Annotated in this window: 22 protein-coding genes and 1 tRNA gene; 15 read left to right on the top strand and 8 right to left on the bottom strand. The window is 58.0% G+C overall.

Translation table 11 applies throughout. The features are described from left to right. Positions 1–2: 2 nt before the first annotated feature. Positions 3–1,658, bottom strand: a complete 1,656-nt coding sequence (ettA, locus tag ACN0SC_RS04005) for an energy-dependent translational throttle protein EttA (RefSeq protein WP_417248361.1) — start codon at positions 1,656–1,658, stop codon at positions 3–5. A gap of 99 nt (positions 1,659–1,757) precedes the next feature. Between ettA and ACN0SC_RS04000 the strand changes: the two genes are divergently transcribed. The 3 genes from ACN0SC_RS04000 to dacB all read left to right on the top strand — a co-directional run bounded on the left by ACN0SC_RS04000 (position 1,758) and on the right by dacB (position 4,967). Further along, positions 1,758–2,729, top strand: a complete 972-nt coding sequence (locus ACN0SC_RS04000) for a bacteriophage abortive infection AbiH family protein (RefSeq protein WP_417248360.1) — start codon at positions 1,758–1,760, stop codon at positions 2,727–2,729. Between the two features lie 37 nt (positions 2,730–2,766). Further along, complete coding sequence (locus ACN0SC_RS03995) at positions 2,767–3,372, top strand: nicotinate-nucleotide adenylyltransferase (protein ID WP_417248359.1); 606 nt, start codon at positions 2,767–2,769, stop codon at positions 3,370–3,372. A gap of 98 nt (positions 3,373–3,470) precedes the next feature. After that, entirely contained in the window at positions 3,471–4,967 is a 1,497-nt protein-coding gene (gene dacB / locus ACN0SC_RS03990) for a D-alanyl-D-alanine carboxypeptidase/D-alanyl-D-alanine-endopeptidase (protein ID WP_417248358.1), read from the top strand. Positions 4,968–4,972: 5 nt separating this feature from the next. Here the strand turns inward: dacB and ACN0SC_RS03985 are convergent, their stop codons facing one another. Next, positions 4,973–5,407: a tellurite resistance TerB family protein gene (locus ACN0SC_RS03985; RefSeq protein WP_417248357.1), complete on the bottom strand. Its 435-nt coding sequence runs from the start codon at positions 5,405–5,407 to the stop codon at positions 4,973–4,975. Positions 5,408–5,520: 113 nt separating this feature from the next. Between ACN0SC_RS03985 and ACN0SC_RS03980 the strand changes: the two genes are divergently transcribed. Both ACN0SC_RS03980 and ACN0SC_RS03975 read left to right on the top strand, forming a co-directional pair. Then, entirely contained in the window at positions 5,521–7,164 is a 1,644-nt protein-coding gene (locus tag ACN0SC_RS03980) for a lysine--tRNA ligase (RefSeq protein ID WP_417248356.1), read from the top strand. Between the two features lie 232 nt (positions 7,165–7,396). Further along, on the top strand, positions 7,397–9,688 hold the full coding sequence (locus ACN0SC_RS03975) for a glycosyl hydrolase family 28-related protein (protein WP_417248355.1): 2,292 nt from the start codon (positions 7,397–7,399) through the stop codon (positions 9,686–9,688). A 97-nt stretch (positions 9,689–9,785) separates the two neighbouring features. Here ACN0SC_RS03975 and ACN0SC_RS03970 read toward each other — a convergent pair whose 3' ends face one another. Then, positions 9,786–10,481 (bottom strand): response regulator transcription factor, encoded by a 696-nt coding sequence (locus ACN0SC_RS03970; RefSeq protein ID WP_417248354.1) that lies wholly within the window; start codon positions 10,479–10,481, stop codon positions 9,786–9,788. Between the two features lie 420 nt (positions 10,482–10,901). On the opposite strand from ACN0SC_RS03970, the gene ACN0SC_RS03965 reads away from it, so the two are divergent. Beyond that, entirely contained in the window at positions 10,902–11,219 is a 318-nt protein-coding gene (locus ACN0SC_RS03965) for an antibiotic biosynthesis monooxygenase family protein (RefSeq protein ID WP_417248353.1), read from the top strand. After that, on the top strand, positions 11,219–11,809 hold the full coding sequence (locus tag ACN0SC_RS03960) for a rhodanese-like domain-containing protein (protein ID WP_417248352.1): 591 nt from the start codon (positions 11,219–11,221) through the stop codon (positions 11,807–11,809). The genes ACN0SC_RS03965 and ACN0SC_RS03960 overlap by 1 nt, the downstream gene beginning before the upstream one ends. Before the next feature lie 10 nt (positions 11,810–11,819). Here ACN0SC_RS03960 and ACN0SC_RS03955 read toward each other — a convergent pair whose 3' ends face one another. The 4 genes from ACN0SC_RS03955 to uvrB form a co-directional block, all read right to left on the bottom strand. Continuing rightward, positions 11,820–12,308, bottom strand: coding sequence for a HugZ family protein (locus ACN0SC_RS03955; RefSeq protein WP_417248351.1), 489 nt, complete (start codon positions 12,306–12,308; stop codon positions 11,820–11,822). 89 nt (positions 12,309–12,397) lie between these two features. Further along, positions 12,398–12,787: a hypothetical protein gene (locus tag ACN0SC_RS03950; RefSeq protein WP_417248350.1), complete on the bottom strand. Its 390-nt coding sequence runs from the start codon at positions 12,785–12,787 to the stop codon at positions 12,398–12,400. Next, positions 12,780–13,457: a hypothetical protein gene (locus ACN0SC_RS03945; protein ID WP_417248349.1), complete on the bottom strand. Its 678-nt coding sequence runs from the start codon at positions 13,455–13,457 to the stop codon at positions 12,780–12,782. Before ACN0SC_RS03945 ends, ACN0SC_RS03950 begins: the two co-directional genes overlap by 8 nt. A 50-nt stretch (positions 13,458–13,507) precedes the next feature. Then, a complete protein-coding gene (gene uvrB / locus ACN0SC_RS03940) occupies positions 13,508–15,685 on the bottom strand; it encodes an excinuclease ABC subunit UvrB (RefSeq protein ID WP_417248348.1) in 2,178 nt (725 codons plus the stop codon). Positions 15,686–16,193: 508 nt separating this feature from the next. Between uvrB and ACN0SC_RS03935 the strand changes: the two genes are divergently transcribed. From ACN0SC_RS03935 to ACN0SC_RS03925, 3 genes are all read left to right on the top strand, one after another. Next, the gene (locus tag ACN0SC_RS03935) at positions 16,194–16,505 is read left to right on the top strand and encodes an ETC complex I subunit (protein WP_417248347.1); all 312 of its coding nucleotides are present in this window, start codon (positions 16,194–16,196) and stop codon (positions 16,503–16,505) included. A gap of 97 nt (positions 16,506–16,602) precedes the next feature. Continuing rightward, positions 16,603–16,679: transfer RNA gene (locus ACN0SC_RS03930), tRNA-Arg, on the top strand. A gap of 358 nt (positions 16,680–17,037) precedes the next feature. Next, positions 17,038–17,415 (top strand): hypothetical protein, encoded by a 378-nt coding sequence (locus ACN0SC_RS03925; RefSeq protein ID WP_417248346.1) that lies wholly within the window; start codon positions 17,038–17,040, stop codon positions 17,413–17,415. A 213-nt stretch (positions 17,416–17,628) separates the two neighbouring features. On the opposite strand, the gene ACN0SC_RS03920 is transcribed toward ACN0SC_RS03925, so the two are convergent. Then, positions 17,629–18,051 (bottom strand): TniQ family protein, encoded by a 423-nt coding sequence (locus tag ACN0SC_RS03920; RefSeq protein ID WP_417248345.1) that lies wholly within the window; start codon positions 18,049–18,051, stop codon positions 17,629–17,631. A 499-nt stretch (positions 18,052–18,550) separates the two neighbouring features. Here ACN0SC_RS03920 and rffA point away from each other — a divergent pair, with 499 nt between their 5' ends. From rffA to ACN0SC_RS03895, 5 genes are read left to right on the top strand one after another with little or no spacing between them, the layout of a single operon-like run. After that, positions 18,551–19,678, top strand: a complete 1,128-nt coding sequence (rffA, locus tag ACN0SC_RS03915) for a dTDP-4-amino-4,6-dideoxygalactose transaminase (protein WP_417248344.1) — start codon at positions 18,551–18,553, stop codon at positions 19,676–19,678. Between the two features lie 16 nt (positions 19,679–19,694). After that, the gene (locus ACN0SC_RS03910; RefSeq protein WP_417248343.1) at positions 19,695–20,546 is read left to right on the top strand and encodes a 3-keto-5-aminohexanoate cleavage protein; all 852 of its coding nucleotides are present in this window, start codon (positions 19,695–19,697) and stop codon (positions 20,544–20,546) included. Continuing rightward, positions 20,543–21,607, top strand: a complete 1,065-nt coding sequence (locus ACN0SC_RS03905) for a hypothetical protein (RefSeq protein ID WP_417248342.1) — start codon at positions 20,543–20,545, stop codon at positions 21,605–21,607. Before ACN0SC_RS03910 ends, ACN0SC_RS03905 begins: the two co-directional genes overlap by 4 nt. Position 21,608: 1 nt before the next feature. Next, the gene (locus tag ACN0SC_RS03900; protein ID WP_417248341.1) at positions 21,609–22,244 is read left to right on the top strand and encodes a hypothetical protein; all 636 of its coding nucleotides are present in this window, start codon (positions 21,609–21,611) and stop codon (positions 22,242–22,244) included. A gap of 10 nt (positions 22,245–22,254) precedes the next feature. Next, positions 22,255–22,890: a hypothetical protein gene (locus ACN0SC_RS03895; protein ID WP_417248340.1), complete on the top strand. Its 636-nt coding sequence runs from the start codon at positions 22,255–22,257 to the stop codon at positions 22,888–22,890. Positions 22,891–22,902 lie beyond the last annotated feature (12 nt).

Genomic DNA, 22,902 nt, shown 5'->3' with positions numbered 1-22,902 from the left:
TTCTATCTGGAAAATTTCTTATACTTCAACCGCTTAGGTTCAAGTGCATCCGCGCCAAGGCGCTTCTTCTTGTCTTCTTCGTAGTCCTCGAAGTTACCTTGGAACCACTCCACATGCGCGTCGCCTTCGAAGGCGAGGATGTGGGTACAGATACGGTCGAGGAAGAAGCGGTCGTGGGAGATGACCACGGCGCAACCTGCGAAGTCGGTCAGCGCGTCTTCCAGTGCACGCAGGGTTTCCACGTCGAGGTCGTTGGTCGGCTCGTCGAGGAGCAGCACGTTGCCGCCTTCTTTCAAGAGCCGTGCCATGTGGACGCGGTTGCGTTCACCGCCTGACAGCACGCCGACCTTCTTCTGCTGATCGCCGCCTTTGAAGTTGAAGGTGGAGCAATAGGCGCGGGAATTGACCTGCGCGTCGCCCAGTTCGATGATCTCGGCCCCGCCAGAGATGGCTTCCCAGACGGTTGCATTTGGGTCGAGGTCGTCGCGGGACTGGTCAACGTAGGACAGTTGTACGGTGTCACCGTATTCGATGGTGCCCGCGTCGGGTTGTTCCTGACCCGTGAGCATCTTGAACAGGGTCGATTTACCCGCGCCGTTGGGACCGATCACGCCGACGATGCCACCAGGGGGCAGGGAGAAGGAGAGGTCTTCGATCAGGAGCTTGTCGCCCATGGCCTTCTTGAGACCCTCGACCTCGATCACCTTGGCACCAAGGCGCGGGCCGTTGGGGATGACGATCTGGGCACGGCCGACCTTCTCGCGCTCGGACTGGGAGGCGAGTTCGTTATAGGCGTTGATGCGGGCCTTTTGTTTGGCCTGACGGGCTTTCTGGCCCTGACGCATCCATTCGAGTTCGCGCTCAAGGGTCTTCTGGCGGCCCTTGTCCTCGCGGGCTTCCTGCTCCAGACGCTTGGCCTTTTGTTCGAGCCATGCGGAGTAGTTGCCCTCGTAGGGGATGCCAGAGCCGCGGTCGAGTTCGAGAATCCAGCCCGTGATGTCATCGAGGAAGTAGCGGTCGTGGGTGACGATCAGGATCGTGCCCTTGTAGTCGATGAGGTGTTGCTGGAGCCATGCGATGGTCTCGGCGTCGAGGTGGTTGGTCGGCTCGTCGAGGAGCAGCATGTCGGGGGCTTCGAGCAGCAGTTTGCACAGGGCGACACGGCGTTTCTCACCGCCCGAAAGCGTGGTCACGTCGGCGTCGTCGGGCGGGCAGCGCAGGGCTTCCAGCGACACGTCGATCTGCGCATCGAGATCCCACAGGTTCTGGCTGTCGATCTCGTCTTGCAGCTTGGCCATCTCCTCGGCGGTCTCGTCGGAGTAGTTCATGGCCAGTTCGTTGTAGCGGTCGAGGATGGCCTTCTTCTCCGCCACGCCAAGCATCACGTTGCCGCGCACGTCGAGGGAGGGGTCGAGTTCTGGCTCCTGCGGGAGATAGCCAACTTTCGCGCCCTCGGCGGCCCAAGCCTCGCCTTGGAAGTCCTTGTCCTGACCGGCCATGATCCGCATGAGCGTGGATTTCCCGGTGCCGTTGACACCGACCACGCCGATTTTGACGCCGGGCAGGAAGGAGAGGCGGATGTTCTCGAAAACTTTCTTGCCGCCAGGATAGGTCTTGGACACGCCGTCCATGTGATAGACGTATTGATAGGCTGCCATTGTGCGGGCTCCTTGGAGGGAATGGGTTTGGCGGGTGGTTTACTTTGACTTCAACGTAATGGCAAACTTTCAAAATGGGCAATGTAGTCGAGTTTCGCGATGGCGGTTTTGTTTGTTTTAGGAAACGGGTTTGACCGGCATTTAGGTCTGCCAACGGAATTTGCGGACTTCGGAAAATTTGTTGCGGAAAAGTCCGATGAAGTGGGTTTTCTTGTCGAATGGCTACACGGGTTGGGAGATCTGTCTGATCGGACGGGAAAAGACGTAGATGCCGCTCGACATATTTTCTGGAGTGAAATTGAAACTCGTTTGGCCCGTTTGAACGTGGATGAACCTTTTGCAAATGCCCACGAAAATTTTGAGCGCCTCGATAGTCGAGAATACTTCAACACCGAATATTGGCCATATGTTCAAGGGACCATGGAAGAAGAATTGGCGATCATACAGGTTGAGTTGCCGATCCTGTTGTCCGATTGGGTCCACCAAATTGATACTGGGGCCGCCTACATGAAACAGATGGAAAAGTTCGGCGCCGCCCATTCCGAGTCAGCCTTCGTTTCTTTCAATTATACGACCGTTTTGCAGGACGTTTGGGATTTCTCGGACGAGAAAATCTATCACATACACGGGAAGTGTGGTGGCTCTGACAAATTGGTTATTGGGCATGGAGAAACACAGAATACGAACATACCGCCAATACCGAGGGTTGGCTCAGGATATGTGGATGACTACGACACCATAAGGCCGCTGGCGGAAGCGCACTTTAAACACTTTAGAAAACCGTCGGAACGTTTGTGGGGAAGCGTCGAGGACTTTCTAGCGGGACGAAATGTCCATGAGATATTTGTTCTGGGACATAGTTTCGGGAAGCCAGATTGGTATTACTTCTTTCAGTTAGCGAAACGTTTTCCAAGAGCCGTCTGGGCTGCAAGCGTATACAGCGATGGTGACAAGGCGCGGGTAGAAGAATTTGCCGATCAATTGAAGGACGATGGCTTTTCAATCAAAACTGGGAGTATTGATGATCTGATTGATATGTCCATTCTGAGCGCGACAAGCGCCCCAAACTGATTGACACCGCCCGCGCGGCCCGCCACAGCTACGCGCCATGCGTTGTGAGCTGCCATATGCCCGTCGCGGTCAGATTATTGGCCTGCTCGGGGGATCGTTTGATCCCGCGCATGAGGGGCATGCGCATGTGACCCGTGCGGCGTTGAAGCGGTTCGGGTTGGACGGGGTTTGGTGGTTGGTCAGCCCTGGCAATCCGTTGAAAGAGAACGGACCCGCTCCGATGGAGCGGCGGTTGTCGCGGGCGCGGGAGGTGATGGATCACCCGCGCGTGGAGATCACAGACATAGAGGCGCGGATCGGCACGCGCTACACGGCGGCGACCTTGGATCGGCTGCGCGCGCTTTATCCGGGTGTGCGCTTCGTGTGGTTGATGGGGGCTGACAACCTCGCGCAATTCCACCTCTGGCAGGACTGGCGCGGGATCATGGCGACGACGCCCGTGGGGGTGATCGCCCGACCAGGCACGCGGGGCGCGGCGCGCAATTCGGTGGCGGCGAAGTGCTTTGCCCATGCCAAGCTGCCCGCACGCGCTTCGCGTCTGTTGGGGCGGTCGGACCCGCCGCAATGGTGCTTCGTCAATGTGCCGATGAGCGACGCCTCTTCGACGCGCATTCGCGCAGCGGGCGACTGGTCGCGCGACTAAGACGGCGTTTTTCGCGGTTTTGGGTTGCTCTATGGCGGGCGGCTCGCTTTAGTTCTCCTATGAGTTTCAAGTCACGATCGAGGGTGCACCGCCGCGCGGTGTTGGGAGGGATCTTCGGCGCCACATTGACGGGCGCGGCGCCGCTATGGGCGGAAGCCGTAACGCGCTCGCCCTTTCCCGTGCCGCGTCCTGACGGGTTTTACAAGAAAGCCATTCCGAGCGCCGAAGAGATCGTAGCGAAGTCCGGTGTCTCGGGCGCGGTGAGTTTCGCGCTGGTCGATCCCGACACGGGCGAATTCACCGAGACCCGCGACCCGATCAAGCGCCTGCCGCCCGCCTCGGTGGCAAAGACGGTGACGGCGCTCTACGCGCTGGAGACCTTGGGCACGGACCATCGTTTCACGACCCGCGTGATGGCGACGGGGCCTGTGGCGGGCGGTGTGGTGCAGGGCGATCTGGTGCTGGTGGGCGGTGGTGATCCGACGTTGGATACCGATATGCTGGGCGGATTGGCGGAGGAGCTGCGCGGGCAGGGGATCACGGGTGTCACGGGCGCGTTTCAGGTCTGGGACGGGGCCTTGCCTCGGATCGAGGAGATCGACGGGACGCAGACGGAATACGCGGGCTACAATCCGACGATCTCTGGCCTCAACCTCAATTTCAACCGTGTGCATTTCGAGTGGCGGCGTCAGGGCGCGGATTACAGTCTCAAGCTCGACGCGCGGGCCGAGCGCTTTGCCCCCGATGTGCGTATCGCGCGGGTGAGCGTGGCGGCGCGGGATGTGCCCGTGTTCGATCACGAAGCGGGCGCTGGGCGTGACGAATGGTCGGTGGCGCGTTCGGCGCTGGGCGGTGGCGGGGCGCGATGGCTGCCCGTGCGTCTGCCTGCGCTTTATGCGGGTGAGGTGTTTCAGGCGGTGGCGCGGATGCAGGGTTTGCGCCTGCCTGCGCCCGTGCGCGCGGCGGCGGCGCCTGCGGCGGATGCGGTCGAATTGGCACGGCACGAGAGTGCACCGCTCACAGTGATCGCGCGGGACATGCTCAAGTATTCGACCAACCTCACGGCAGAGGTTCTGGGTCTGACGGCGAGTCTGGCGCGTGGTCATGCCGTGACCGATCTGGCGACCTCGGCACGTGCGCAAAGTGAATGGGCGCGGGCGCGGTTCGGGATGCGCCATCTCGATCTGAAGGATCATTCGGGGCTGGGCGGGGCGTCGGTGGTGACGGCTTCGGACATGGCGCGGATGCTGGCCAGCCCTCTGGCTCGTGTGACGTTGCTTCCCATTCTCAAACCTGTCGGTCTGCCGACGGCGGATGGCTCTGCGGTTGATCCCGATCATCCTGTGAAGGTGGTGGCCAAGACGGGGACGCTGGATTTCGTCTCGGCGCTGGCGGGATATGTGACCACGCCCGACGGGCGGACGCTGGCCTTCGCGATCTTTGCGGGGGATTTGCCCGCGCGGGTGGCGGCGAAAGCGTCAGGGGCCGAAGTGCCCAGGGGCGCGCGGACCTTCAATTCGCGGGCCAAGAAGCTGCACCGCGCCCTGCTTGCGCGTTGGGGGCTATTTCACGCGCAGGTCGAGCACGGCGGTTAAGCGGCTCAGCTTTCGGGATGCTCGGTCATGAAGCGCGCACGGGCGCCGCGTTCGATGGCGGCTGCGTGCAGGCGGTCCACGTTCAGCTCGTAGCGGATTTCGGCGAGCATTTGCAGTTCGGCCTCATAGGTGTGCCCATCGGCGGCGGCGACATCACAGGCCAGCGCATAGGCGGTTTCCACCAGATACTCGGGCAGGTTGTTGCGGATCAGGCCGAAGAGCGCGTCCAGCCCGTCTTCTTCCGCAAAGAGGTCGAAGACCGTGTTGGAGACAGTTTTGATCCTGTCGAGGTCGTAGTCTCCGAAGATCGGCAGGTGGTTCACCAGCGTCTGGATCGTCACCAATTCGGAGGTGCGCATGTTCTCGTCGGAGGCAGAAACGGCGATCATCACAGCGACGAGACAGTCCTGCGGGGTCAAGGCATGGGGTTGATCGGGCATTTTCTGGCGTCCTTTGGGGTTATGCAGGCCCCACAATATTGACGCGCGGGCGCGGGAGCAATAGGAACCGGACCTTGCGGGGTGGTCCCGCGAAAGAAACAAGGATTGCCGATATGACGGACCTGCGTAACGCCGGAATGACCTCGAAAGCGTGGCCTTTTGAAGAGGCGCGTAAGGTTCTCAAACGCTACGAGCAATCCAAGGACAAGAAGGGCTTTGTGCTCTTCGAGACGGGCTACGGGCCGAGCGGTCTGCCGCACCTTGGCACCTTCGGCGAAGTTCTGCGCACGACGATGGTGCGCCGCGCTTTCGAGATCATCTCGGACGTGCCGACACGCCTCATCTGTTTCTCCGACGACATGGACGGGATGCGCAAGGTGCCCTCCAACGTGCCCAATCAGGAAGAGTTGAAAGAGCACGAGCAAAAGCCGCTGACCTCCGTGCCCGATCCCTTCGGAACGCATGAGAGCTTCGGCCATCACAACAACGCCATGCTGCGCCGCTTCCTCGATACCTTCGGGTTCGAATACGAGTTCTATTCGGCGACCGATTTCTACAAATCCGGTCAGTTCGATGACGTGCTAAAACGCGCGGTTGAACGCTATGACGCGGTGATGAAGGTTATGCTGAAATCCCTGCGCGAAGAACGCGCGGCGACCTATTCGATCTTCCTGCCGATCCACCCCGAAACGGGGCGGGTGCTCTATGTCCCGATGAAAGAGGTCAATGCGCAAGATCACACGATCACCTTTGACGACGAGGACGGCAAGGAGTGGACGCTTCCCGTGACGGGCGGCAATGTGAAGCTGCAATGGAAGCCCGACTTCGGTGCCCGCTGGGCCGCGCTTGGCGTGGACTTCGAGATGTTCGGCAAGGACCACTCGACCAACGCCGCGATCTATGGCGCGATCTGCAACATTCTCGGCGGCAAGAAGCCCGAAAATTACACCTACGAGCTGTTCCTCGATGCCCAAGGCGAGAAGATTTCCAAGTCGAAAGGCAACGGGCTGTCGATTGACGAGTGGCTGACCTATGCCTCCACCGAGAGCCTGAGCTACTTCATGTTCCAAAAGCCGAAAACGGCCAAGCGGATGCATTTCGACGTGATCCCGCGGGCGATGGACGAATACCATCAGCAGTTGCGTGCCTATCCCTCGCAGACGGTCGAGCAGCAGGTCTCCAACCCCGTGTTCCATATCCACGGCAAGGACGTGCCTGCCTCCGACATGGTGGTGCCCTTCTCCATGCTGCTCAACCTCGCCTCCGTCGCGGGGGCCGAAGAGAAAGCGCATCTGTGGAAGTTCCTACAACGCTACGCGCCCGAGGCGACACCCGAAAGCCATCCGCAGACGGATGCGGCCGTGGGCTATGCGCTGCGCTACTACAACGACTTCGTGAAGCCCGAAAAGACCTTTCGCGCACCAGCCGAGGCCGAGCGTGCGGCGATGCTGGACCTTGTGGCCGCGCTCAAGTCCGAGGAAGAGGCCCTCGCTCAGATTGCGAAGAAGAACGCCGCTATGGGCAATGACGAGCCGCTGCCCACAGCAGATTTCACCGATGGCGATTTCCTGCAAAGCATCGTCTTTGCGGTCGGCAAGAACCACGAATTTGCCAACCTGCGCGACTGGTTCAAGGCGCTCTACGAAGTGCTTCTGGGTCAAAGCCAAGGCCCGCGCTTCGGCTCCTTCATGGCGCTCTATGGCCGCGACGAGAGTATCGCATTGATCGAGAAGGGCCTGAACGGCGAGTTGTCGTAAGGCTCTGATATTTCTTATCGAATGACTGAAAGGCCGCTCCGTAATGGGCGGCCTTTTCGCTTTCCCCACTTGCTCGCCAGCGCCGTTGCGTAAAGCTGCCCTGCAGCGCACGCTGCTGTAAGCCGTCCGTAAGCGGCTGCGTCTATCCCTGTCTCCATCACGGGCCACGTCCGATGTTGTCGCACTTTGCGACCTCAAAGGTGTGGCGGTCGAGAATGCGAAAGGGGTTCGGATGAACAAGGCCATTACAGACGGGCTGGCGCTGATGCCGCCTGCCTTTGCGAACGGGTTGGACGTGTGGTCCAGCGAGGACGGAACGCCGGGATCGGCGACTTATGACGGGGCGGGCAATGCGGCATTCGTCGCCGCCGACAGCGATTTCGGCGGGGCGCTGGAAATCGTCAAGAACGATACGATCACCAAGCTGCGCTACATGGGCGAGACGCCCATGCTGCCAGGCATGTATCTGCGTATCACGGCGCGGGTCAAAGCGGTGTCGGGCAACCTGCCGTCCGTGCGGATTGCGGGTTGGGCGGGGGATGCCTCCAATGCCCATATCTCGGGCCTGACCGAAGTCGGGCCTGAAGTGGCGCTGACCGCTTACGGCGAGGTTGTCGAGGTCTCCGCCATCGTCGGCACGGGGGCGCGTGGCGGTGTGGATATGGCGTGGGGTCTTGATGCGGTCTACGGCCATTTCGGGCTTGATCTGACGGGAGCCAACGGCGGCACGGTGCGCATTGATGACATTCGCATCGAGGATGTTTCCTCCTTCTTCTTCGCTGAAAGCCTCGGCATGATCGACGTGCGCGACTATGGTGCCGTGGGAGATGGCGTCACCGATTGCACGCCCGCTTTTGAGGCAGCGGATGCGGCGGCCAACGGGCGCAAGATCCTCGTGCCTGAAGGGGATTACTATCTCGCGTCGAACCTGTCTTTGGTCCATGAGGCCGTGTTCGAGGGCACCATCGTGCAACCCGACAGCAACCGCCTCGCCCTTCGTCGGGAGTTTCACCTCAACAGCTATATCGACGCTTTCGGTGACGAGGTGCTGGCCTTCAAGAAGGCGTTTCAGGCGCTGCTTAACTTCACCGATCACGACAGTCTCGACCTGTGCGGGCGGCGTATCGAGATCGACGAGCCGCTCGATCTGCACGCGATTGTGGGCAACAAGGACGTGTTCGAGGTGCGCCGCGTGATCCGCAACGGTCAGTTCAACTGTCAGGCGTCGAGCAACTGGGATGCGGAGACCGTGACATCGACGGGCACCTATTCACTGACGCAGCGCTATCAGCTTACGGGTGTGAGCAATATCGCCAACATCCAGCCCGGCTCCTTGGTGCAGGGCACGGGCGTGGGGCGCGAGGTCTATGTCAAATCAGTCAACGTCGGCGCGCAGACGCTGGAGTTGAGCCAGCCACTTTGGGGTCCGCCCTCGACGCAGACCTATACATTCACGCGCAACAAATACGTGCTGGATTTTCTCGGCTTCACGACCCTGTCGCAGTTCGAGATCATGGAGTGCGAATTCCTGTGCAACGGTCATGCCAATGCGATCATGTTGCCGCCCGAAGGCAGCACTTTCCTGATCAAGGATTGCCACATCAAGTCGCCCGTGGCGCGGGGTGTGACCTCCTGTGGGTCGGCGTGTCAGAACCTGACCATCGACCGCTGCAACTTCGTGTCCAACGAACAGCATCTGCCCGCCGATCAGCGGGTGTCCATCGCGTTTAACTCGAATGCGAATGACAACAAGATCCGCAACAATCGCTTCGTGCGGTTCGGGACGACAGGCGTTCTGGCGGGGTCGGGGCTGATGTTCGTGGGCAACCATTGGTTCCAAGGCGACACGCAGCCCGACAGCGCGCGACAGGCGGGTATCGTGCTTTCGGGCATGAATGTGAAAAGCGTGATCACGGGCAACTACATCGACAACTCCTTCATCGAGTGGACGAACGAGCATGATCCCGAGCCCGATTTCAGTTCCGAATACTCCTTCGGCGGGCTGACGATTACGGGCAATATTTTCACCGTGAACGACAGCGCGGATTGGTTCTCGTGGATCGTCGTGAAGCCCTTCGGGCCAGGTCACTTCATCAACGGCCTGTCGGTGACGGGCAATGCGTTCAAGTCGATCAACGGCTGGATCGACCGCGTGGAGAAGGTGGACACCACCCACGCCGATCTCAACTACAACCGCATGAGGAACATCGTGTTCGAGGGCAATACCTTTAACGCGGTGTCTCAGAGCACCTTCAACCCCGTCGGCGTGAATTTCACGCAGAACACGGCGGCGACCCAATGGGTTCTGGATGCCTCCGAATATCTGCCATTCGGCGGCTGGGCCCGCACGGTGGAAGGCATCGTATTTGACGGTGAGTTGGTCAATGGTTCGGGCGCAACCGTCTCGGCCATGCCCTATGTGACGACCAACTACGGACCGGATTCCAATCAGGTTCAACTGACCTTCCCAGAGGCGACCGAGGGCACGGTTCAGATTTCGATCCGTATGGACAATCCGATCTAGAGGAAGTGCTGTCCCGCACGGACCAGCCCGCCGCACACGCGCGCGGGCTGGTTTTCGTCGTGCCTGCCGCGCGGCGCACGGGCGGGCAGGGCGTAGGTTAGGCGGCGGCCTGCGCATTGTCGGTGCGTGCGGTGATCCGATAGCCCAGCCCCCAAACCGTCTGCACCATCTCGCCATCGCCGCCACAGGCTTCGATCTGCTGGCGGATGCGCGAGAGGTAGACGTTGATGATGCGCGGGTCGGGTTCGTCGTCCCATGCGTAGAGGTGGCTCATGAATGCCTCCCGCGTCACCAGCCGTTCGCGTTGCAGGACCAGCATTTCGAGGATTTCGTATTCCTTGCGGGTCAGGTGCAATGCCTTCCCGTTGATCCGCGCGATTTGATGGTCGAGGTCGAGGGCCATGTCGCCCACGGTCAGCTCGGCGCAGGTGTAACCGTAGGTGCGGCGGACGGCGGCCTTGATCTGCGCGGCGAGATAGTCGGGATTGACCGGCCCCGCCAGAACATCGTCGACTCCTAGCTCGAAGGCACGTTTGCGCACCGCCCAATCATCGGAGGCGCAAAGCACGTAGATCGGCAGAAGCGGATGGTCGTCGCGCAATCGGGCCAGCAGGTCGAACCCGTTCATATGCGGCAGGTCGAGGTCGAAGACGATGGCGCTTTGCTCCCCGAACTTTGCGAAGTCGAGCATCTCGGCCCCGTCGTTCACACGGGTCACAAGCAGCCCCGCATCGACGAGGCCCGCGGCGGCGGTCATGGCATTCCAGTTGGTTTCGGCGAGCAATACACGCATGTCACATCCCTTCGGTTTCGATCCGTTCTGGATGTCGGTCTTGCGTGGCGTTTTGCGCACGGTGGTGTCGTGATCGGGGTGGTGTCCCGAGGCTTGGTCAATTTTAGGGATATCGGGTGAGGGGTTGGCAAGTGATTGTTATGGTTAATGAAAAAATTCCTGCACATTGCGGCGAGACTCGGGCGTTTCACTGGGATAATGCGGCGCAAGTGGGGCGCGCGCACGGTCGCGGCGGGGCGGATGCGGACGATTTTGGATAAATGCCACGGGCTATTCGCGCTGTTCCTCCGTGCGACCTGCGACGATTTGAGAATCGCTTAACCCTGCGCGCGTGCTGACAGCGAGGCACCGCCCGTGCTACGCTTGTCTTGCGCGCGACGCAGACAGGGCCCGCGACACAGGGGGCCGAAGGGAGGAGATATGCCGACAATCACCGCTGACGGCACCAGCCAAACCGTCCTGACCACGTTCGAGACAACGCCCGCCATGGCGCACGACCTCATCGACGCGCTCAAGGAGGCCTATTCCGAATGCATCTCCAAGCAGCCCGGCTTCATCGCTGCGGCGCTCCACATGAACGACGCACAAACGCGGGTGGCGAATTACTCGCAATGGGTGCGGCGCGAGGATTTTCAGGCCATGTTGCGCACCGATGAGATGCGGGCGCGAAACAAGGAGATCAACCAGATGTGCAAGACGTTCGAGCCCGTAATGTATGATGTGCAAGGAGTTTACTAATGCGCCTGTTTCCCATGATTGCCGCCTTCGGGCTGGCCGCCTCCACCGCCGTCGCTGATCCCGTCGGCATCACCAAAGACATGATGAGCGTCACCGTCGAGACCGCAAATGGCCCCGTCGAGATTTCGCGCGTTCAGGACAATAGCGCCGTGATCGAGGGCGATTTTGCGCAGATCGCGCGCCCCTGTCCCAGCTTCTGCATCCAGCCGATGATCCCCGCCGAGGGCGTGACCCCCGTGGGTGAGTTGGAAATGCTGGCGTTTCTCAATGACCCCGATGTGGTCGTCGTCGATGGCCGCGTGCGTCCCGATTTCGAGGGTGGCGCAATCCCCGGTGCGATCAATATCCCCTATACGGAGGCCGCCGACCGCCTTGGCGAATTGGGCTGCGAGCCTGATTTCGAGGGGTTCATCTGCGATGGTGACGATGTCAAATCGGTCGCGCTTTATTGCAACGGCCCGTGGTGTGGCCAGTCCCCCACGGCCGCGCGCCGCATGATCGAAGCGGGCTATCCCGCCGAGAAAATCCACTACTACCGCGCAGGGATGCAGGGCTGGCGGATGCTGGGCCTGACGGTGACGGGCGAGTAGGCCGCGTGCCTCAGTGGCGGATGTCGGATGGGGCGAGAAGATAGGCCTTTCCGAACCCGCCGTTGAGCAAGCCGTTTTCGATCTCGAACCGCACAAAGCGGAAGTCGGGAAAATCTATGTAGAGCTTAGACTTCGGGCGCTGCGCGAGAAACAGATCGCGCAGCGTTTCCCGTTGTGGGTCGTCATTGTCGATGATCCGCGCGTGGCAATGCAGCGTCAGGCGTGGATGGTTCATTGCATCGCCCTTGCTCGCGGGGGCCTCCACCATGAGCGAACAGGCCGAATTGGCCTCAAGTGCGGCGGTGTGATGGGCGAGATTGGACACCATCGTCATCGGCACCCCGTCAGGATCCACCGCCATCGCAACGCGGGACAGGTAAGGCGTGGCGGTGTCGGGACGCAGCGTCGCCAGAACCACCTCGCTCGCGCTCTCGATCAATGAGCGCACAAGTGCACGGGTGTCGTCGTCAGGGGTTTGGAACGTGTCGGGCTTGGGCATGGGCCTCTCCTGTGAATATGGATCGGCTGAGCCATGTGTGGCTTGGCTGGACGGTGTTTTGGCGGATCGGGTGTGGGTGTGCAAGGGCATTAGAGTGAGCGAAAGCGGGATTTGTTTTCTGGCAGTTGAAACAATCCATTTCGTGAAATGCTGCGTTGTTGCAGCATCTTGTCCCAATGCCACATGATTGCCGCTCCTTGTTCGTTGACCTTTTTCTTCTGCAGAGAAGGGGAAAGGTAGAATGCGACGATTTTATTCCTGAGAATTGCGGCGCGTTCTGCCTTTTTCCTCCCGTTTGCCAAATCCTTTGAAATGACTATCCAACTGGAATCTAGGTGATTGAAGTAGTCTATATCGCTTATTGAAATTGAAAACTTGTCCTTAAGCGCAAATGCCTCGTGACCATCGACACGAATGAGTTCATGGATCGCCCTCGCCAGCGATGGTGGCATGTTATGGTCAAACAGGACGCTAACCATTCGCCTCGTCTAAGCTGCGCTCAAAATCAACAGCTTTCAAAATCGCGTTCTTGGGGATCTCATAGATTCTAGATAAGTAGGCCGCATCGCCAAATTGCTGCATTTCACGACAAAGCATTGCAGTGGAAATCCCATACTCATCAAGGATTGGGTCGCCAAAATGCCGATTTGGATCCAATACAACTTGCGTGTGATTTCTGGGTCTCCACCTAGCGGCTATGCCGTTTTCGTATTCGAGATCATTCAATGATTGTTGGACGATTTTACGAAAGACTTTCTGGCCTGGTCTAGCTTTTGAGAGGCTAATTAACTCACCATCATTTTCGAGTGCATCCATAAGGATTTCGGAGCCATCAGTTTTAAAGCTTCTTGATGCGAGCGGTCTTTCCACGCCCAGTTTCTCTTGGGCGTAGGAGATTGCGAATCTAATAGACTGAAGTGAGATGTTCGCTTTACGCATTGCGCTAACAACTCGGACTTCAATAAGATCAAGGAAGCTGATTTCGGTCACTTCGTCCGACAGAGCTTGATAGTATGCGTCAAAGAGAGGTTCTGTTGGGCCACTGCCACGAGTCCAGCGTAGAACCTGCATATGCGAAGTTCCAACCAAACGCGCTGCTTCTCTAGGGGTGTATACCCCTTTTCCTAAAATTTGGATGTCCAATGGCAAATCAGTCTCCTTGGAAAAGTCTTACCGTGAACATAGGCCCTATGGAAGAACTACTTCCTCCCCCTCCGACTCCTCACACCGCCCCGCATCCCCGCACGGCCCGCCGTTGATCTGCCGCTTTTGGCCTTCGCACCTTCGACCGCGTCTTCCACCGCCGATTGCCGCGCCATGGGATCGTCGGCGATGGCGAGGTCCACGGCTTCCAGCCGCTTGATCTCGTCGCGCAGGCGGGCGGCTTCTTCGAATTCAAGGTTCTCGGCGGCCTTGCGCATGTCGGTTTTCAGACCGTCCAGAACGGCCTGCAAGTTCGCGCCTGCTTGTTTGTCCACCTTCGCGGTGACGCGGTTCATGTCGACGTCGCCTTTGTAGAGACCTGCCAGAACGTCTTCGACGTTCTTCTTGACCGTCGCGGGGGTGATGCCGTGTTTCTCGTTATAGGCCATCTGCTTCTCGCGGCGGCGTTCGGTCTCGCCCATAGCGCGTTCCATCGAGCCTGTGATCTTGTCGGCGTAGAGGATGACGCGGCCCTCGGCGTTCCGCGCGGCGCGGCCGATGGTCTGGATCAGGGATGTCTCGGAGCGCAGGAAGCCCTCCTTGTCCGCGTCGAGAATGGCGACCAGACCGCATTCGGGGATGTCGAGACCCTCGCGCAGCAGGTTGATCCCGATCAGCACGTCAAAGGCCCCGAGCCGCAAATCGCGCAGGATTTCGATCCGCTCGATCGTGTCGATATCGGAGTGCATGTAACGCACGCGGATGCCCTGTTCATGCAGATATTCGGTCAGATCCTCCGCCATGCGTTTGGTGAGTGTCGTGACCAGAACGCGCGAGTCATTTGCCGCCTGTTTGCGGCACTCGTCAAGAAGGTCGTCCACCTGCGTATCCACGGGGCGGATTTCCACGACGGGATCGAGCAGGCCCGTGGGGCGGATGATCTGTTCGGTGAAGACGCCGCCCGTCTGCTCCATCTCCCATGCGGCAGGGGTGGCGGAGACGAAGACCGATTGCGGGCGCATCGCGTCCCATTCCTCGAACTTCAGTGGGCGGTTGTCCATGCAGGACGGCAGGCGGAACCCATGCTCGGCCAGCGTCATTTTGCGCCTGAAGTCACCACGATACATGCCGCCGATTTGCGGCACGGAGACGTGGGATTCATCGGCAAAGACAATGGCGTGGTCGGGGATGAATTCGAACAGGGTGGGTGGTGGCTCCCCCGGTGCGCGGCCCGTGAGGTAGCGCGAATAGTTTTCGATGCCGTTGCACACGCCCGTGGCCTCCAGCATCTCCAGATCGAAGTTGGTGCGTTGCTCCAAGCGCTGCGCCTCCAGCAGCTTGCCCTCGTTGGTCAACTGGTCGAGACGCGCGCGCAGCTCCTTCTTGATGCCCTGAATGGCCTGCTTCATCGTCGGCTTGGGCGTGACGTAGTGGCTGTTGGCGTAGACGCGGATTTGTTCGAAACTGTCGGTTTTCTCCCCCGTGAGCGGGTCGAATTCCGTGATCGTCTCCAATTCCTCGCCAAAAAAGGAGAGTTTCCACGCGCGGTCATCAAGGTGGGCGGGCCAGATTTCCAGACTGTCGCCGCGCACACGGAAGGTGCCGCGCTGGAACCCTTGGTCGTTGCGTTTGTAGGCCTGCGCAATGAGGTCGGCCATGATCTGCCGCTGGTCGTATTCCTGTCCGACATGGAGATCCTGCGTCATCGCGCCGTAGGTCTCCACCGAGCCGATACCGTAGATGCAGGACACCGAGGCCACGATGATCACGTCGTCGCGTTCCAAAAGGGCGCGGGTGGCGGAGTGGCGCATACGGTCGATCTGCTCGTTGATCTGGGATTCCTTCTCGATGAAGGTGTCCGAGCGGGCGACATAGGCTTCGGGCTGGTAGTAGTCGTAGTAGGAGACGAAATACTCGACCGCATTGTCGGGGAAGAACCCCTTGAACTCGCCATAAAGCTGGGCGGCCAGCGTCTTGTTCGGGGCGAGGATGATCGCGGGGCGCTGTGTCTCCTCGATCACCTTGGCCATGGTGAAGGTCTTCCCCGTGCCTGTCGCACCCAGAAGAACCTGATCGCGCTCGCCCTCTGTGACCCCTTGGACAATCTCGCGGATCGCCGTGGGTTGGTCGCCCGCGGGTTCAAAGTCGGTTGACAGAACGAACTTTTTGCCACCCTCCAGCTTGGGACGGTTTTTCACATCTGGGGCAGGGGCGTGCAGGATGGGCTGATCCATGGGAGCCTTTCTCGGCGAGCCTGTCAGTGGATTGTGTCGGTCGGAATGGCCGGTGGGTGTGGCGTGTCTGGAAGACAAGATGATCCCTTTTTGTTCGCCTTTCAAGGGCGTGGAGGGAGCGTGGCGACGGGAAAGAGCATTGCGCTGCAGATGGTTGATAAATGATTTGCCGCTTTAAGGGGAGTATTTAGATATTTTTACAACCTAAGGTAAATTAAAGCTTGCGCCAATGGGCGCGTAGCCCCTAGGCTTCGAGGGCAAGCAGCAAAATGAACCGTTCCGGCCTCGGGCACTACCCACCCCACCCAGGCTCCCAACCCGAGGTCGGGCGGTTCACCCCTCCTTCCCCCTCATTGACCTGCGATACGGACATGCCGCCCCCAATGTGACGCAGCTCGCTGGTCGCGCTATTCGCGTATCATCCGTGTTTTGCGCCCCTGCGGCATCCGAGGACTTGAAACCGCGCCTTGATCGGTGGATAAGCAGTGCAAGACAAAAGGAGTCGTCGATGCGTGCACGTATCTACCAACCCGCCCGCAATGCCATGCAATCGGGTCAGGCCAAGACCAAGAATTGGGTTCTCGATTATGCGCCGTCCGCCGCGCGCGATATTGATCCGCTTATGGGCTGGACGTCCACGACAGACACCCAGACGCAGGTGCGCCTGAAATTCGACAGCAAAGAAGCCGCGATCGAATACGCCGAGGAAAAGGGCATCGATTACATCGTCCAAGAGCCCAAGAAGCGCGCCCATAACCTGCGCCCTGGTGGCTACGGCGACAATTTCGCGACGAACCGAAGAACGGTCTGGACCCACTGATCCGGCCCTGTCTTCGTGACACCATTACAAGCGCCGGACCCCTCCGGCGCTTTTTCATTGGCCCCGTGCCAAGGTCTGGAAACCGACCAACAAGAGCGGTCCCTTAGCTCAACTGGATAGAGCAGCTGACTTCTAATCAGCAGGTTTGGGGTTCGAGTCCTCAAGGGATCGCCATCTGTTTTCTAGCAGCCAGCAAATGGTGCGATCCGCATCGCGCACCGCGCGAGGATACGGGTCGCAGACTTTGCCGACGCTCCCACGCGGCCTTGCCCATTGACGGGACGCGACAAGGATTTTGGGCGGACAAATCACATTGATAGAAGTCTGGAGGAGGTGAGCGGGATGAACGCCAGCCGATCCACTGTACATTCCGTCCTTCAGGGCGGCCCGTGCGCGGCAGCACGGGCCACAATTTTCTTGCCCGTATTCATTCTGCAACGCTGCATCCACCAGCCAATTGAAGCCTGCACGTAAAGGTTGCGTGTCCGTCTAGGGGGGGGTAACATTCTTGCAGCATATTCAAGAGGTTCCCATGTTCACAAAAGCCGTATCCACCACTGCAGTTCTGTTCGCCTTGTCCACTCCCGCCTTCGCTGATCCGACAGTAGGCTTTGGCCTCAACTTCACCTTTGGCAATGGCAGTGTGGATACTGGCGTCGGTGTTCGGATGTTTTCCAATGATGAACGAGACAAAGCAGCCGCGTCGGTCGGTCTCGATTATATGTTCGGCAGCCAAAGTTTGCGCGGTTCCCTTGGTGCGGCTTACATGATGGACAACAGCTATATCGAGCTGAATGGCGGGTATGACTTCGGCAGCGGCGAGTTTGATTTCGGTATTGGCGGAGGCATAACGGAGGATGCAGGATCGTCTGATGATTCCTGGTTCGGACCCGACGGTCGTTGGGTCTAACGACGGCCGCACTGTCGACGAAACCTAGCCACTAGAAAATATTAGTATGAGCCCCAGTTGGGGCTCTTTCCAATTACTGCACAGCAATCCGTCAGTTTCTTCCAGCTAAACTCCTCACCTAGGATTTTTGTAAGGCTATTTGCTAAGAGAGTGTTTCCATAAAGGAACGAGAGCTTTTTGCTGCCGTAAACAGATGTCATCCCCACGCAGCTGTCAATCACCACGCATGTACATCGATTTGGTGTGGCTCGCGCTCCCCTCAGGATCTTCTCTCAAGCAAATAGGACAGTTTCTGACCGTCGGATTACGAAGAGCACGTGAAATAAAGACTTCATTTCTGAAACACGTCTTCACACCCCCAATGCCGGCTCCCGCCCAAGACACCAGTTCTTCCATTTCTTGGGCATCAATACCTGCCAGTTGACAGAGCCGTTCGAGCGGCCATGGATCGAGGTTCAGAACGCGCTTTATAGAAAATCCCATTTCAATCGAAAACTGGGCCGGTCCGCAGCCATTTGCGGCTGCCATCCTAGGCAGGAAGGAAGGTAGAGTTTCTCGCGGTTTCGGCCCCTGCGAGGCCTGAGGAGTGGTCGAACGACCGCGCGTGTCCGTCGACATCGGGCGGGTTTCAGACATTTTCTGCGTTCTGCACCAAAGGCAGAAATGCGCAGTATAGCCACTTTGCAAAGTTTGACCGGTTTGCCGACAGCAGTCATTCGTGTAGGCTGGATCTGAGCCCAATGTGGCTTGTGCTGCAATCTGCAAAGTCGTCTACACAAGGCAGTAAGGTGACCTTCGTTTCATTTGGAAGACAATTGTTGCTCAACAATTCGAAGCAGACCTTTAGAGTGTTTTTCGTTAGTTTGATGCCTTAGTGTTTGCCCACTTTGAGCTTAAGCGGCGCGGTGAAGGCCACTATACTTGGGCATGGTGGCGGCCAGTGCGGCATAGAAAGTATTTTCGGCAAATGGCGATTGTACGTTGCCACTGTCGGCAGGGGAAAGCCTGTCGCGCCCACGTCAATTTCCTAGTCCAGATATGGACATATTGAGGACTGCTAACGCGAAATATTTCTTGGACGGTTTGGCTTTATTTGCAAAAAATTTTTCAATTGTAGGCAGTGAGGTGTGACGCATTGATTCCATTTTCAAAACAACACTTGGTCGGCGAAGAACGTACGCGCGTTGATTTGGCCATGCAGGGCAGCTCATTGTCTGGCCCTGGTGTCTACAGCACACTTTGCGAGACCCTAATTGCACAGCAGTTGGGCGGCGCGCCAGCAATGTTGGTGCCTTCATGCAGTGCGGCGCTTGAAATTGCGGCTATCTTGCTCAACTTGCAGTCGGGCGATGAAGTCATCATGCCGTCTTATACATTTACCACAACAGCCACTTCAGTCGCATTGCGCGGCGCGACGCCCGTTTTTGTTGACGTGGACAGCGTGAATTTCAACATTTGCCCCGACGCAGTAGAGAGGGCGATTTCGCCGCGGACCAAAGCAATCATTGTGGTGCATTACGGCGGCGTTCCTGCGGATATGATCCGTCTGACCCAAATTGCGGAGGCGCACGGCATCAAAATCGTTGAAGACGCAGCGCAAGCCTATGGGTCTAGCCTGAACGGGCGTCCAGCCGGAAGCTTTGGCGCAATGTCATGCTTCAGCTTTCACGGCACGAAAAACATAAGTGCCGGAGAAGGGGGAGCATTGGTTGTCAATGATCCCGACCTCGTCGAACGCGCGGAAATCGTGTGTGAAAAAGGCACTGACAGGAAGCGTTTTCTTGCAGGTGGCGTGCAGTTTTATACGTGGCAAGACATTGGGTCGTCGTATGTTACCAATGAGATGACCGCAGCCTTTCTGTCCGTTCAGCTAGAAGCGGCTGGAGCCATCAACGCCCGACGTGTTCAGCAATGGCGTTTTTACAAGGAAGCGCTGACAGAACCTGCCCGAAACGGCCATTTTGATCTCCCCGATCCTCCGAAAAACTGCGAACATAATGGTCATTGTTTCTTTGTTGTGACGAAGGACAAAGAGGCCCGCAGCGACCTGTCCAAATTTCTATTGGCGCGAGGCATCAAGGCCGTTTCACACTATGTGCCCCTCCACAGCGCACCAGCTGGCAAAAGGCTTGCGCGTTATGAAGGCCCGATGCATTCGACAGATCGTGCTGGGGATTGTCTTCTTCGGCTGCCCCTTTGGCATGACATGGACGATGAGCAGGAAATTGTAGTGAGCGCAGTGCATGACTGGTGCGCGCGATGAAAGGTGCCTCAGGACCATGACACGACATACCACGGATTTTGTTTTAAACGTCGCATTCACAGGGGCTGTTTCCGACAAGCGCCGTAATCCGGCTGTACCTTACACAACGGACGAGATTGTTTCAGACGCGGCAGCTTGTGCTAGAGCTGGCGCCACGATGGGGCACTTTCATGTGCGCACGGACTCTGGCGCTGCAACGAATGATCCTGATCTTTACGCCGAGTTGTTTCGCGCGCTGCGTGCAGACCCCGACGCCTCCAAGCTGGTGCTAGTGGCTTCGACAAGCGGACGGCATGGGCAGACTTTGGAGCAGCGCGCTGCGGTTCTGGATCTGCCGCTTGATGCACGCCCAGATATGGCATCTTTGACGCTGTCATCTTTGAATTTTGCAACGGGCCCCAGTATCAATCACCCTGATGATATCATTGCATTGGCCCAGCACATGCAGGCCAACGGGGTCGTGCCAGAGCTTGAGGTTTTCGATCTTGGGATGGTGGCGTATTTAAACCACCTTATTGAGAAAGGAACACTGAAGGGGCCGTTCTTTGTGAACGTGATTTTCGGCATACCCGCGGGGGCGCAGGCCGATGCGCTGACAGCTGGTACGATGATGGCGCAACTGCCGGAAGATTCACTGGTTTGCTTTGGTGGTGTCGGAAAATGGCAACTGCCTGCGCATTTTCTCGCGATGGTGGGAGCAAATGGTTTGCGGACGGGGTTGGAAGACAACCTGCGTCGCTCGGACGGAAAGACGCAGACCACGAACATCGAATTGACCCAACGTGCAGTGGAACTAGTTCATTTGGCTGGCCGTAGGCTCATGAGCCCGCGCGATTTCCGCGATCAAATGTTGCCGAAGCGACAATGAAAACGACAGCCCCGATAGTTGCGGTGGTTGCACGTGAAAGCAGCGTGGTCGAGTCTTTGTCGCAAAACGTAGCGCAAGGGCTGGGTTCGCATGGATTTAACGTGTCTACCTGCAGGGATGGCGATCCAGCTTTGCTCAAGTCTGATATCGTATTGGTCCTTGGGTCTGTCGGCTCCATGCGCCGTACCGTTTCGCTGTTGGAACGAAATCCCAACCCCAGACGTATCGTCGTCATGTGGGTGTTTGAGCCGTTGCCTGCGCGTTTCATGTCGAAGGCCCGTATTCGCCTAGCATCACACCTGAGCCCTGTCCAAACAGGCAAGGCGTGGACCAAGCCGGTGCTTCACCTTCTGACCCGACCGCTCGACTATGTGCTACATCTTCCATATCGAGATATTGTTTCCGCACGGATGTTCCGTTTCCTTGTCGACACATTCGCCATGCTGGACAGGGGGCAGCGCAAGGGCTGGCTTAATCACGTGGTTACCAGCACGGAAGAAAAACGCCTGTACCTAGAAAGCCACGGCATCAGCGCGCAGTTTCTACCTGTTGGTCAGCAACCGTTTTTTGGCAAAGACATGCAAATGCCACGCGACATCGATGTGTTGTTCATTGGGTCGTTAAAATCCAAACGAAGACGTCGGGAGTTGGATCAATTGAGGTCGCGTCTGGCAGCCTATGGCCTGAAGACGCACATACCAGACGGGCCCGTTTGGGGGGAGGCTCGCGCCGAATTGGTAAACCGTACTAAGGTTTTGCTGCATATCCACAATTTCGAATGGGATACCCCCTGGATGCGATGGAACCTTGCTGCAGCAAACGGGGCCGCGGTAGCATCACAGCCCTTGTCAGTCCCTTACCCAATGCGACCTGGGATCGATTACCTCAGCGCGCCTGCCGAAGACCTCGCCGCGGCCATCCGCAATTTGGTGCAAGACGAGACAAGATGTCAGCAGATGGTGAGGACCTGCCAAGCCACGATTTCTGAACATATGACAGCCGCTCGTTCTATCGCTCTTTTGGCCCAGAAATTTGAAACCTTACTGCAGCAACGAGGCTGATATGACGCAACGCGTCCTGATCATGGGCACCACGTCCTATACCGAAGTTTTCATCGACATGTTCAATGCCGTTGAAGGGATAGAATTCGCAGGATGTATAGAAAACCAATCTCCTGTGCGCGTTGGCGAGACTCTCGCGAATTTGCCAATTCATTGGCACGAGGACGTCCGTGAAATGGCCGAGACGCACAAGTTGACCTGTTCGCTTGCCACGGCAGAGCGAAGCAGTTGGATCGAACAGATGGCGGGCTTTGGATTCGATTTTGTCACCCTTGTGCATCCCTCTTCCGTGGTATCTCAGAAGACATGCATGGGGCGTGGCGTCTCAGTAGACGCAGGAAGTGTTATCGCAGGATACTCACAGATCGGGGAGCACGTCAGAATTGGGCGCAGGGTTTCATTTGGTCATCACACCAGTGTGGGCGCTTACTCGACCCTTCACCCCGGCTGCATCGTGTCTGGTCAATGCAGGATCGGCGCGAAAGTTATACTGGGCACTGGAAGCGTCATACTTGACGGTCGGACCGTTGGCGACGGTGCGGTTGTGGCCGCTGGCGCAATCGTGACAAAAGATGTGCCCGCCCGAACCATGGTCGCTGGCAATCCTGCGCAAATTAAGAAACGCTTTGACCTGTAAGGTGACGCTATTGCAGTTCTACAAAACGCAAATTTGCGCTGCATGGCAGCATCTGAACCAATGCAAATATCGCAACCTCTTTTGGAAACCAAAGCTGGAAGCGGAACGTGAACTGAGCAAAAGCAAACCCGCATCTTACCTGTTTACTACGCGCACTGTGGCGGTCAGCGATCACATATTATACCTCATCAAATTTGTTCCTGAACAACTTGGGGCGAGCAGCAGACATTCGCTGCGCCCTGCACGAACGGCAGCTGACAGCGGTCATTCAATGAATTTGTCCAGAACGGCAGCTATGCGCAGATGGCGACCTTTGCAAAGTCGTGGTCAGCGGGCCGCCTTGATGGGGCGAACGGCCCAGAGCGGACATTCATGCGAGAACCGTTTAACGGTAGAAGCCAACTCGAGGCGAACAAGACTTGCGCAGCTACAGCACCAGAGGCATTCCGAAGTGCGGGCGGAGACCAGACATTCGCTGAAATCGCTCGGCCTGCGCCCCGGCATCCTGCTTAATCTCATTCGAAAACCGAACTCTCTTGTTCATAACCGCCTCTCCTTGGTTCCCAAATTACCAAGCAAAGCGTCTACAAACCCAAGGATATCTCAGAAGCCAGTTTCACTCATAGCTCCGCAAAGCAAAACCTAAGCTATTTGCCGT

This window comes from Celeribacter sp., from assembly GCF_048261515.1.
Taxonomy (GTDB): Bacteria; Pseudomonadota; Alphaproteobacteria; order Rhodobacterales; family Rhodobacteraceae; genus Celeribacter.
Note: the sequence above shows the minus strand (reverse complement) of the source record. Positions and strands in the feature narration are given on the sequence as shown.